Below are 11,408 nucleotides of genomic sequence, written 5' to 3'. Positions count from 1 at the left end.
CGTGACCGTCGGCGCGGCCATCCTCCCCCTCACCGACTTCTTCGCCCGAGGCGGCCACCGCACCGGGGCCGGTGCCGGACCCGTCGAGGAGGCGGCCCCGGCCTGGCGGGCGACGCTCAGGGACCGCGCCGCCCAGTGATCGCGGGCGCGGGCCCGGCCGCTCGGAGGAGGGCCGGACCCGCGCGACGGGCCGTTGGTGTCAGGGGAAGGACACGACGGTGGACGGCACGGTGGAGGTGCCGGCCGGCACCGTGGACGCTCCGGTGTCGTTGATGACGTGGTTGTAGTGGCCCATGCCGCCGAGGGACACCACCAGCAGGCTGTGGAACCTCACACCCGGCTTGACCGGGGCCTTGAAGCCGTGGTGCTGGCGGATGGTCGGGTCCACGTTGTAGTTGCAGTAGCTGCCGAGTCCCCACGCCTCGTGCGTGGTGACGGAGTCGTCGACGCGGTAGGCGGCGAAACCCTGGGTGGAGCCGTTCTGGATGGCGGCCTGGTTGGGGGCGTCGTACGCCTTCTCGTTCTGGTAGAAGATCGTGCGGCCCCGTTCGCCGTACCACTCCACGTCGTACTTGTTGAAGTGCTCGACGAACAGCCCGGTGGCCAGGACGTCGTCGCCGTTGACACGGACGCCGTAGTCGGCGCGGTTGGTCTCCCACCCGACGCCGTCGCCGTGGTCGGCGCGCCAGACCCAGGTGTGGTCGATGATCGTGTCGTCGCTGTTGATCACCATGCTGGTGGTGGCCTTGCCCGGTCCGGCGCCACCGATGCGGATGTACACGTCCTGGACGGTGGTGGGGTTGGCGGCGTGGTCGGCGGCGGCGCCCTGCGGCCCGACCTCCAGCAGGGTGGGGGAGTTGACGGCGCCGGCGTCGATGAGGAACCCGGCGAGCCGCACACCGTCGACGTCGGCGACCTTCATGGCGGTCACACCGTTGTCGGGGATGATGGTGGCGAGGCCGAGGCCCAGGACGATGGTGTTCGCCCGGTTGACGTTGATGGTCCGGTCGACGTGGTACACACCCGGGGTGAACAGCAGGTGCAGACCCTGGGCGAGCGCGGCGTTCATGGTGGCCGCGGTCGTGCCCGGCTTGACGACGTAGAACCTGGCGAGCGGGATCGACTCGCCCTGCGGGGTGCCGTTCGCCCAGGTGGTGCCGCGGGCGCCGGTCCGCTTGGCCGGTGCGAAGACCTTGTACTCGTTGCCGTCCAGGTAGAGGAACGGCTTCTCGCGGGAGATCGGGGTGGTGGCGAGCGTGGTGTAGCGCGGCTCGGGGAAGCCGGTGGCCGGGGCGCCCTCGACGCCGGAGAACACCTGGTTCCACACCGAGTTGGACCAGCCGCCGATGGCGCTGTCCCGGGTGTACCACTGCTGCTGCGAGTAGTTGCCGATCTGCCCGTCGACCTTGCTGTCGGCGATGTACCCGCCGCTGGCCCAGCCGTACCCGTTCGGGGCGAGGTTCAGCCCGCCCTTGACGTGCATGCGGCGGAACGACGCGGCCTGGGACACCGCCCACCGGTTGGTGCCGCTGACCGGGTTCAGCGCCAGGTTCTCCGCCGCCCGCCAGAAGTTCTGCGTGGCGTTGCCGTTGAACCAGCCGGCGTCCACGGTCACGTCGCCGTTGATGGTCGTGTCGTCGGGGCGCAGACCCAGACCGGCGATCTGGGTGTAGAACCCGATCTGCGCGTTGAGCCCGTGGTAGGTACCGGGCTTGAAGAGGAACGCGTGCCGGCCGCTGCCGAACTGCGCCGACTCCTGCTGCCGGAACACCTCGTCGAGCTTCGCCTGGATGCCGGGCGTCGCGGGGTCGAAGACGTGGACGTTCGGGCCGAGGTCGCCGCCGCCGGGCAGCATCGGGCCGCCGTCGTCGCCGTTGCCGTACACCTGGAACTCCCAGAGCGAGTAGCCGTACCCCGTCGCGCGCGTGACGCCCTGCACGCGGACGTAGCGCGCCGTCCCGGACACCGGGACCGTCTCGGTGCCGCCGGCGCCGGCGGTCGTCGAGTGGGCGGTCGACCAGTTCGCGCCGTCGGTGGACAGCTCGATGCGGTACGCCTTCGCGTACGCCGCCTCCCAGCGCAGGACGACCTGGCTCAGGGCGCTCGCGGCGCCCAGGTCGACCTGGATCCACTGGGGGTCGGAGAAGGCGCTGGACCAGCGGGTGCCGAGGTTGCCGTCGACGGCGGCGGCCGCGGGGGTGCCGCCGTTCTCCTGGCTGGACGCGGTGACCGGGCGGCCCTGGGACAGCAGCACCGGGGCGGCCTGGGCGGCCGGGGCGGGCGCGAGTGCCAGCAGGGCGGCGACGAGTGCGGTGATCAGCGCGCCGGCCACGCCCCGGCGGAGGGTGACGGGTGGTCGGTGCGGGGGTGGTGGCGCCAGGGACACGGCGGCTGCGGGCATGACGGGGCTCCTCGGGGATGGTGGGGGTGACGTGCGGAGAGCGCTCTCGCGGTGACTGATGCTGGCGGCTCGCCGTCAGGCCGGTCAATATCCGTGCACGGCTTTTCTTTTGGCTTTCATTAAGTGCAGATGCACCTGGCCGGGTCCCGGCCCGGCGTGCGGGGACGGGCCGCGGACGGTAGACACATGGGTGTGCAGACCTTCCTGCCGTTCCCCCGGTTCACGGCGTGCGCCGAGGTGCTCGACCCGCGCCGCCTGGGCAAACAGCGGGTCGAAGCCCTCCAGGTGCTGCGCGGGCTGACCGTGCCCGGGTACGGCTGGCGGCGCCACCCGGCCGTGCGGATGTGGGTCGGCTACGAGGAGGCCCTGGTCCGCTACGGGCTCGACATCTGCGGCGCCTGGACCGCCCTGGGCCACCGCGACACCTGCGCGGTGTCCCTGCTCGCGGGCTTCCAGGGCGTCCGCCCCGGCGCGCCGGTCCGCCCGCAGGACGAACTCGACGGAGCCGGTGAGCTGCCGCCCTGGCTCGGCGACCCCGCCTTCCACCGCAGCCACCAGTCGGCCCTCCTGCGCAAGGACCCCGACTTCTACGCGGCCCACTTCACGGGCGTCCCGGACGACCTGCCCTACCTCTGGCCCGGCTCCGACCGCGAAGTGGCCTGACACCCTCCTCACGGGGCGCCCGGCGCGGCTGTGCCATACTCGGCCGCGCTCCAAGCACTTCGCAGTCGGGGGAACACCGTTGAGATTCACGCCTGCCGTCCCCGCCACGGCGCGGGCCGAAGGACCGGGCGGCACCGCATGAGCGGCATAGCGCTGACGGTCCCGTACCTGGACACCGACGCCGACCAGTTGTCGTTCGTGCTGGGACGGCCCGCGCGCGAGGCGCTCGCCGTGCGTGACCTGACCGTCGGCGGGCTCGACGTCCAGCTGAGGCTGCTCGGCGCCTCCCACCAGGTGTTCGCCGGACCGGTACGGGAGACCGTCGCCTGCCTGCCCGGCGTCGAGGGCGGCCTGCCGGACACCGCGTCCCAGGACTTCGGGGACTGGCACTACGACTTCGGCGCACGCGTCCGGCGCTTCGGCCCCGCCGAGTTCAGCGCCCGCGTGGCCCGGATCCGCAACCGCTCGGAGGATCACCCCCGGGCGCTGTACGGAGTCTTCCCCGGCTCGCCCGAAGCGGTCACGGCCCTGACCGTCGAGCCGGACGGCGCCGGGCTGAGCTGGCGCACCTGGCACACCTACCCGCAGAGCCGCCGGATCGTGGCGACACACACCCGGCTGGAGGCCCGATGAAGACCGCTCGACGCATCAGCGTGCTGCTCCTCGCCACGCTGGCCCTCGCCGCCTGCTCCAGCGAGCCGGACGACGACGACGACGGCAACGGCGTGCCGTCGGGCTGGATCCGCGGCGCGTACTCCTCCCGGGGGGCGGACTACGTCGACAGGGCCGACCCGGCGTCCAAGGTCGCCGACGAGATCGACGGCAACACCTCGGCCGTCGCCCGCCTGACCGACGGCGACAAGGTGTTCCTCCGCTACCGCGACGACATCGTCGGGATCAGCCCGCTCGCCACCGGCAGGGGCAGTCTGATCGAGATCGCCGACTACCGCACCGGCTACCACCGCTGGCGCACCCACGTGGGCTCCGCGTGGCCGGACCCCGACAGCGCCGCGTTCCGCGGCGGGGGCCCCGGCTCCGGCAAGTGACCGGCCGGGCCGGCGGACCCCTGTCCCGGCCGCCCCTCCCGCGCTCCCCGCGCCTCCTGTACCTCCCGCACATCCCGCACTCCTCGACGACGTCCCCGAAAGGCACACCGTGGCAGAGATCTTCGAGTCGGCAGGCACCGCCCTGCTCTACGGCCTGGTCGGCTTCGTCGTGATGGCGGTCGGCTTCATCGCGCTCGACCTCGTCACCCCCGGCAAGCTCCTCCACGTGGTGTGGACCGAGCGCAACCGCGGCGCCGCGGTCCTCCTCGCCGGCCAGACCCTCGCCATCGGCCTCGTCATCGAGCAGTCGATCCGGGCCAGCGAATCGGAACTGGGTCTCGCCGAGGGCCTGTTCAGCACCCTGCTGTACGGCCTCGCTGGTGTCGTCGTGATGACGCTGATCTCCGTCGTCGTGGGGCTGCTGACCCCCGGCCGCCTGGGCCACGCCGTGCTCGACGACAACGGGACCAGCCCCCACCCCGCCGCCTGGGTCCAGGCGGCGATGTACCTCGGCACGGCCTTCATGGTCGGCGCCGCCGTTTCCTGAACCCCCCATGAGCACCACCGTCCTCGACCGCCCCGCACCGGACGCCGCCCCCCGGCCGCCGGGGGCATACGCGCGCGGGACACGGCTCCTGCTGCTGCTCGCGGTGTTCGTCTGCGCCGCCTGCGGCCTGGTCTACGAACTGGCGCTGACGGCCCTCGGCAGCTACCTCATCGGCAACTCCGTGATGCAGACCTCCGTGGTCATCTCCGTCATGGTCTTCGCCATGGGCATCGGCTCCCTGGCGGCCAAACCGCTGCAACACCGGGCGGTCGGCGCCTTCGCCCTCGTCGAGATCCTGCTCGCCCTGGTCGGCGGCCTGTCGGTGCTCGTCCTGTACGTCGCCTTCGCCTGGCTGAGGCTCTACATGCCGGCCATGGTGGTCGTCTCGTTCGTCGTCGGCCTGCTGGTCGGCGCCGAGATCCCGCTGCTGATGACGCTGCTCCAGCGCATCAGGCGGCAGGAGGCGGGCAGCGCCGTCGCCGACATGTTCGCCGCCGACTACGTCGGCGCGCTCGTGGGCGGCCTCTGCTTCCCGCTGCTGCTCCTGCCCGCGTTCGGTCAGCTCAAGGGCGCGCTCGTGGTGGGCGCGGTCAACGCGGTGGCCGGTGTCGTCGTGGTCCTGTGGATCTTCCGCCGGGAGACCCGCCCCATGGTGCGGCGCGGACTGCTCGCCGGGGCGGCCGGCGTCCTCGCGATCCTGGCCACGGTGTACGTCCTGGCGGAGGACATCGAGGTCACCGCCCGCCAGCAGCTCTACCGCGACCCGATCGTGCACGCCGAGACCACGCCGTACCAGGACATCGTCGTCACCCGCTCCACCGCCTTCACCGGCGAGCCGGACACCCGGCTGTTCCTCAACGGCGACCTCCAGTTCTCCTCCGTGGACGAGTACCGCTACCACGAGGCGCTCGTCCACCCCGCGCTGGCGGGGAAACGCTCCTCCGTCCTGATCCTCGGCGGCGGTGACGCGCTGGCCCTCCGCGAGGTCCTGCGCTACGACGACGTCGACACGGTGACCCTGGTCGACCTGGACCCGGCGATGACCCGCCTGGCCCGCACCTTCACCCCGCTGCTCGACCTCAACGACCGCGCGCTGGCCGACCCGCGCGTCACGGTCGTCCACGCCGACGCCTTCACCTGGCTGCGGGACGCCGGCCGGCGCTACGACGCGGTGCTCATCGACTTCCCCGACCCCGACACCGCGGCGCTGGCCAAGCTGTACAGCGTGGAGTTCTACCACCTGCTCGGCCGCGTCCTGGCGCCCGACAGCCGTGTCATGGTGCAGGGCGGCTCGCCGTTCTTCGCGCCCAAGTCGTTCTGGTCCATCGCCGCATCCCTCCGCGAGGCCGGGTACGCCACCACCCCGTACCAGGTCGACGTGCCCAGCTTCGGCAACTGGGGCTTCGTCCTCGCCACCCCCGGCGGCGGCCCGCCGCCCGCGCTGCGCCTCGCGGCCGGCGCCCCGCCCCTCCGCTTCCTCGACGACGACGTCCTCGCCGCCGCCGCCGTCTTCCCGGTGGACCGGCGCCCCCAGGACGTACGGGCGAGCACGCTGATGGACCCGGCGGTGCTGGAGTACACCGCCCACGAATGGGAGAACTACTGAGCGTGTCCGGTGGCCCCCCGAGCCGACCGGGAACCGGGTACCGCTCGGCGAAGGCGCCGTAGCGGACGGACGGCGGGGCACGGGGCCCAGCTCGGTGAGCACCCGCTCCGGCCCGATCTCGGCCGGGTGGATCGTCATTGGATTTCCCGCTTGGCGCGGCGGTGTCATGACTCGCGCGGGTGCCGTCCGGGGCGGCGGTGCGTCACGCCCGGCGGGGTCGCTGACAGGACGGGCACGGCGCGTCGTGGCCGTGGCAGTCGATGACGGTGCCCCACTCGCCGCAGTCGTGGCAGTCGCGGGCGGAGGCGATGTCGACGCGTCGTGCGGGGGTGGGAGCAGTCGGGTCGGCTTCGTGGGCCATGCGGGGAAACTCCTCGTCAAGCGCGGTATGGGTAATATTGTCATGAAATGCATGACTATGCAACGGCCCGCAGTCCGTGTGGCCCACTCCCGGCGGCCCGCGTACGCGCGGGAAACGCGCCGCTCAGCGGAGAGCCGGGGAGAGGGAAGCCCGGTCGTCCCGCCCTGGGGACCCCCGCCCGCGCCGGCGGTGCGCCCGCCGAGGCCCTCCGGTGCGGGCGGGCGGCGGCGTGACGACGCCGGGGCCGGCCGCGGAGGTGCGGCCGGCCCCGGCGGGCGGATGCGTGAGGGCGGGCGGTAACCCCGTCCCGGTCCGGTCCTAGTACGGGCCGTTGACGTTGTCGATGGAGCCGTACCGGTCGGCCGCGTAGTTACAGGCGGCGGTGATGTTGGCGACCGGGTCGTACGGGTCCGTCGAGGTGCCCGGCACGTGGTACGCCTCGAAGGTCGGCGCGATGACCTGGAGGAGCCCCTTCGAGGGAGTGCCGTTCACGGCGTTGATGTCCCAGTTGTTGATGGCGAACGGGTTGCCCGAGGACTCGCGCATGATGTTGCGGTGGATGCCCTCGTACGAGCCGGGGATGCCGTGCCGGGCCATGACGTCCAGCGCCTCCCGGATCCACCCGTCCAGGTTGTCCGGGTACGTCGCGGCCTTGGCGGCGACCGGCGCCGCCTTCCGCTCGGCGGACCGGTCGGCCCGCTCGGGCGCGGTGGCCGTGCGCACGACCGCGGCCTTGGCGCCGATGGTCAGCGTGAGGCCGGGGCGGATCAGCGACGGGTCGGCGCCGACGGCCTTCCGGTTGTCCTCGTACAGCTTCTTCCAGCCGCCGCTCACCCCGTGCTCCCTCGCGATCGAGGACAGGGAGTCGCCCGCGACGACCGCGTACGTGACCGCACCGGCCTTCGCCGTGACGGCGGGTGCGACGTTCGGGGCCGCCTGCGCGGTGGTGGCGCCGATCACGGGCAGCGCGAGTGCGGCGCCGCCCGTTGCCGCGGCGACGAGACGACGGGTGAGCGGGCTGCTCTTGGGACGGCGGTGCTTACCCTTTGCGGGCATGGCGAATTCCTCTCCGGCGCCTGCGAGGTGAGCTGTCGGGTTCGGACGGGAGATGTCCGGCCGCGCGATGAGCGCGACTTCACCCCGAGCCGTTCCGGCGAATGCTCCGGATCGGCGGCTTACCTGGGTCCCCCGCTCCTGCCGTGCGTACGTGAGTGGGTGGGGTCACCGGACGGCGGCAGGATTCGGCGTTCCATCCGGATTGAGGGGACCGTAAGCGAGAGGTGCCGGGTGGAACAAGGCGCGGTCCGAACGCCGCGGACCCGTTCGTTCCGGATGGTGGACCGTCAACTTCGCTGTGTACGAACGGGAAAACAGCCCATCGGGCGGGTCGGCGGCGAAAGGTGCCGGTGATTCTTGTCACGCGTGCCGACCGGTGGCGACAATTCCCTTGTAAGCCACCCAACATGGGTGGTCAGTGCAATGCCGGTGTAGCGCGCATAAGCGGTTAAATAGGGCACAAAGGGTGCGAGAGAGCGGCGAACGGCGCGACGCCGACCGGTCGCTCTGGGCGGACGTCGGCAGCGGAGAGCGGGGCACGGCGGGTGCGCTTCCGCCGGAGCGGGCTCACCGCGGCCCGTCCATGGCGCTTCCGAAAGCAAACGCGTACCACCCGCACTCCGCTCCCGCTCGCCGGGCCGGGCCGGGCACCGGCCCGGCCCGGCGCCCGGTCACCAGGACACGTCGTCCAGCATCAGCTCCACCGGCTGCCGGGGCCCGGCAGCCGGGGACTGTTCCGTCCACATCACCTTGCCGGTCGGGGTGTACCGGGTGCCCCACCGCTCGGCGAACTGGGACACCAGGAACAACCCCCGGCCGCCCTCGTCGGTGGTGGCCGCCCGCCGCAGGTGCGGGGAGGTGCTGCTGCCGTCCGACACTTCGCAGATCAGGCAGCGCTCGTACAGCATCCGCACGTGGATCGGCTCGGAGCCGTAGCGGATGGCGTTGGTGATCAGCTCGCTGAGCATCAGCTCGGTGCTGAATCCGATGTCCTCCAGCCCCCACTGCTCCAGCTGGCGCCCGCACGCGGCCCGCACCGTTGCGACGGCCGAGGGGTCGGGCGGCACGTCCCACTCGGCGACCCGGCCCCGGTCCATCAGGCTCGTCCGCGCCACCAGCAACGCGATGTCGTCGCTCCGGTGCGGCGGCAGCATGGCGCCGAACACCGCCTGACAGGTCTCCTCGGGCGTCCGTTCCGGGTGTCCCGACAGCGTCTCGCGCAGCACGCGGAGCCCGGTGTCCACATCACGCTCGCGGTACTCGATCAGCCCGTCGGTGTAGAGCACCAGCTGGGTGCCCTCCGCCAGCTGCAGCTCGGCGGTCTCGAACGGCAGATTCCCCAGCCCCAGGGGCGGGAAGACCGGCACGTCGGGGCAGTCCACCGTGCCGTCCGGCAGGAGCAGGACCGGGGCGAAGTGCCCCGCGGTCGCCACGCTGCACCGGCCGGACGCCGGATCGTAGATCGCGTACAGGCAGGTCGCCCCGGTGATGCCCTCGCCGTCACCGGCCTCCTCCTGGTCGATGCGGGACACCAGCTCGTCCAGGTGGCCCAGCAGCTCGTCCGGAGGCAGGTCCAGCGCGGAGAAGTTGTGCACCGCCGTCCGCAGCCGGCCCATCGTGGCGGCGGCGTGCAGACCGTGCCCCACCACGTCACCCACCACCAGCGCGACCCGCGCCCCCGGCAGCGGGATGACGTCGAACCAGTCGCCGCCCACCCCCGCCTGCGCCGGCAGGTACCGGTACGCGATGTCCAGCGCGCCCTGCTCCGGCAGGACCCGTGGCAGCAGGCTGCGCTGGAGGGTGACGGCCATGGTGTGCTCGCGGGTGAAGCGGCGCGCGTTGTCGATGGCGACCGCCGCCCGGGCGGCCACCTCCTCGGCGAAGGCGAGGTCCTCCTCCTCGAACCGCTCCGGCCGCTCGGAGCGCCAGAAGTTCGCCATGCCCAGCACCACTCCGCGCGCCTGCAACGGCACGGTGACCAGGGAGTGGATGCCGTACGCGAGGGCCTCCCGGGCCCCCGAGGGGTCCTGCGCCCGCCAGCCGTGCGCGACGTCCAGATCGGGCTCCAGCACCGCGTGCCCGCTCGCCAGCGCCGCCGCCATCGGCGTGGTGGCGACGGCGAACCGGAGCAGGTCGCCCACCGGCTGGAGCGGGTGGTCGTCCCGGATGCCGCTGACCGCCGTACGCCGCATCTCGGTGTGCGTGCCCGACGGCTCCTCGCCGCGCAGCACGGGATCGAGCAGCTCCACCGTGACGAAGTCCGCGAACCCCGGGACCGTCACCTCCGACAGCTCCTCGGCGGTCCGCACCACGTCCAGCGACGTCCCGATCCGCACACCGGCCTCGTACAGCAGCCGCAGCCGTTCCCGGGCCACCTCCGCCATCCCCGACACCGCGCGCAGCTCGGTGGTGTCGCGGAGCGTCGCGACCGTACCGGACGCCCCGCCGTACGGGGCGGTGGGGCGGGTGTTGACGGCCAGCAGGCGGTCCCCGGCGAGGTGGACCTCGTCGGTCACGGCGCGGCCCGAGGCGAGCAGCTCGGCGGTGCCCACGTCCAGGCCCAGGTCGGTGACGGGGCGCCCCTCCGCGTCCGGCGGCAGCTCCAGCAGCCGCCGTGCCTCGTCGTTGACCAGCGTCAGCCGACCGTCGTCCCCGATGATGAGCACGCCCTCGCGCGCCGCGTGCAGAACGGCGTCGTGGTGTTCGTACATCCGGGTCATCTCGGTGGGCCCCAGGCCGTGGGTCTGCCGGCGCAGCCGCCGGCTCACCAGCGCCGAGCTGCCGACCGCCAGCGCGAGCGCCGCGCCGGCGGAGGCCAGGAGCACCGGGAGGTGGCGGTTGACCGCGTCCCCCACGTTCTCGATCGAGACACCCGCGCTCACCAGCCCCACCACCGAACCGTCGGCGTCGGTGACGGGGACGACCGCGCGGGCCGCGTCGTTGGGAGCGCCTTCGAAGATCTCCGTGAAGGCGGTCCCCGCGGCGGCGCGTTCCACCCCCTCGGCCCGGCGGCCCACCAGCGACGGTTCGTTGTCGGCGACCCGTGTCCCGTCCGGGGTCATCACCGCGATGAAGTCCAGGCCGGAGCCGTCCCGGGCCCTGCGCACCGAGGACTGCAGCGCGGCGGTCGGGTCGGGCGACCTCAGCGCCGCCACGGTGCCCGGGGCGTCCGCGAAGGACTCGGCGGCGGCCAGCGAGCGGTTCTGGGCCTCGTGCTCGCCGTTGTAACGGGCCTGGACCGCCAGTCCGGCCACGGCGGCCGCGATCAGCAGCACCGCTACCACGATCTGGAGCAGCAGCACCTGACCGGCGACGGTGCGCACGCCCAGCAGCGACCGCACTCCTCCGCCCGCCGGTCGCCGCGCGGCCGGGGGCCGGGGCCGGTCAGGAGCGCTCGGTTCGCGTCCCGGGGCCGGGCGGCCCGACGCTCGCCTGGTCCGTCCGAGACGTCCGCTCATGCCCTATTTCTAACATCGCATCGTCTTCCGGAGCGACCCGCGCGGTCCCGGCGGCCCTCGCGGCCCCGGCAAGGGGTGCGACCGGCCCGCGCGCGGTCGCCACCGGTGACCGCGCCGTGATCGCGCCCGGGGCCACGGCGGGGCACGCCGGGGATCGCGACCGGGCGGTCGCGGCGAACCGGCCGTCGCGGCGGTGAACGCATCCGCCGCACCGTCCGTACCTAGGGGCGGACGCGTCCCCCCGGTCGCCGACGGCCACCGGAGTCCGAA

Annotated in this window: 9 protein-coding genes, 1 pseudogene and 1 riboswitch; of the genes and pseudogenes, 6 read left to right on the top strand and 4 right to left on the bottom strand. The window is 73.0% G+C overall.

What is annotated here, in order from left to right:
* Positions 1-139, top strand: a pseudogene (locus IE109_RS14680) (sugar kinase); the annotation flags it as partial.
* A 60-nt stretch (positions 140-199) separates the two neighbouring features.
* Here IE109_RS14680 and IE109_RS14675 read toward each other — a convergent pair.
* The gene (locus IE109_RS14675; protein WP_189551278.1) at positions 200-2,401 is read right to left on the bottom strand and encodes a discoidin domain-containing protein; all 2,202 of its coding nucleotides are present in this window, start codon (positions 2,399-2,401) and stop codon (positions 200-202) included.
* A 192-nt stretch (positions 2,402-2,593) separates the two neighbouring features.
* Between IE109_RS14675 and IE109_RS14670 the strand changes: the two genes are divergently transcribed.
* The 5 genes from IE109_RS14670 to IE109_RS14650 all read left to right on the top strand — a co-directional run bounded on the left by IE109_RS14670 (position 2,594) and on the right by IE109_RS14650 (position 6,263).
* Positions 2,594-3,064, top strand: a complete 471-nt coding sequence (locus IE109_RS14670) for an MSMEG_6728 family protein (RefSeq protein WP_189551322.1) — start codon at positions 2,594-2,596, stop codon at positions 3,062-3,064.
* Positions 3,065-3,202: 138 nt separating this feature from the next.
* A complete protein-coding gene (locus IE109_RS14665; RefSeq protein WP_189551277.1) occupies positions 3,203-3,697 on the top strand; it encodes a DUF2617 family protein in 495 nt (164 codons plus the stop codon).
* Positions 3,694-4,110 (top strand): DUF4247 domain-containing protein, encoded by a 417-nt coding sequence (locus IE109_RS14660; RefSeq protein ID WP_189551276.1) that lies wholly within the window; start codon positions 3,694-3,696, stop codon positions 4,108-4,110. Before IE109_RS14665 ends, IE109_RS14660 begins: the two co-directional genes overlap by 4 nt.
* A 109-nt stretch (positions 4,111-4,219) precedes the next feature.
* On the top strand, positions 4,220-4,657 hold the full coding sequence (locus IE109_RS14655; RefSeq protein WP_189551275.1) for a DUF350 domain-containing protein: 438 nt from the start codon (positions 4,220-4,222) through the stop codon (positions 4,655-4,657).
* A 7-nt stretch (positions 4,658-4,664) separates the two neighbouring features.
* Positions 4,665-6,263, top strand: a complete 1,599-nt coding sequence (locus IE109_RS14650) for a polyamine aminopropyltransferase (protein ID WP_189551274.1) — start codon at positions 4,665-4,667, stop codon at positions 6,261-6,263.
* Positions 6,264-6,465: 202 nt separating this feature from the next.
* Here the strand turns inward: IE109_RS14650 and IE109_RS14645 are convergent, their stop codons facing one another.
* The 3 genes from IE109_RS14645 to IE109_RS14635 form a co-directional block, all read right to left on the bottom strand.
* Positions 6,466-6,624, bottom strand: a complete 159-nt coding sequence (locus IE109_RS14645; protein WP_189551273.1) for a hypothetical protein — start codon at positions 6,622-6,624, stop codon at positions 6,466-6,468.
* A 318-nt stretch (positions 6,625-6,942) separates the two neighbouring features.
* Positions 6,943-7,680, bottom strand: a complete 738-nt coding sequence (locus tag IE109_RS14640; RefSeq protein ID WP_189551272.1) for a transglycosylase SLT domain-containing protein — start codon at positions 7,678-7,680, stop codon at positions 6,943-6,945.
* Positions 7,681-7,684: 4 nt separating this feature from the next.
* A riboswitch (cyclic di-AMP (ydaO/yuaA leader) is annotated at positions 7,685-7,852 on the bottom strand.
* 499 nt (positions 7,853-8,351) lie between these two features.
* Positions 8,352-11,138, bottom strand: coding sequence for a SpoIIE family protein phosphatase (locus tag IE109_RS14635; protein ID WP_189551271.1), 2,787 nt, complete (start codon positions 11,136-11,138; stop codon positions 8,352-8,354).
* Positions 11,139-11,408 lie beyond the last annotated feature (270 nt).

It is taken from the genome of Streptomyces lavendofoliae, from assembly GCF_014649735.1.
Classification (GTDB): domain Bacteria; phylum Actinomycetota; class Actinomycetes; order Streptomycetales; family Streptomycetaceae; genus Streptomyces; species Streptomyces lavendofoliae.
Note: the sequence above shows the minus strand (reverse complement) of the source record. Positions and strands in the feature narration are given on the sequence as shown.

What these genes read in the sequence shown, in the direction of transcription:
- IE109_RS14675 (WP_189551278.1), bottom strand. Translation starts at nt 2,401, where the DNA reads ATGCCCGCAGCCGCCGTGTCCCTGGCGCCACCACCCCCGCACCGACCA.
- IE109_RS14665 (WP_189551277.1), top strand. Translation starts at nt 3,203, where the DNA reads ATGAGCGGCATAGCGCTGACGGTCCCGTACCTGGACACCGACGCCGAC.
- IE109_RS14660 (WP_189551276.1), top strand. Translation starts at nt 3,694, where the DNA reads ATGAAGACCGCTCGACGCATCAGCGTGCTGCTCCTCGCCACGCTGGCC.
- IE109_RS14650 (WP_189551274.1), top strand. Translation starts at nt 4,665, where the DNA reads ATGAGCACCACCGTCCTCGACCGCCCCGCACCGGACGCCGCCCCCCGG.
- IE109_RS14645 (WP_189551273.1), bottom strand. Translation starts at nt 6,624, where the DNA reads ATGGCCCACGAAGCCGACCCGACTGCTCCCACCCCCGCACGACGCGTC.
- IE109_RS14640 (WP_189551272.1), bottom strand. Translation starts at nt 7,680, where the DNA reads ATGCCCGCAAAGGGTAAGCACCGCCGTCCCAAGAGCAGCCCGCTCACC.
- IE109_RS14635 (WP_189551271.1), bottom strand. Translation starts at nt 11,138, where the DNA reads ATGAGCGGACGTCTCGGACGGACCAGGCGAGCGTCGGGCCGCCCGGCC.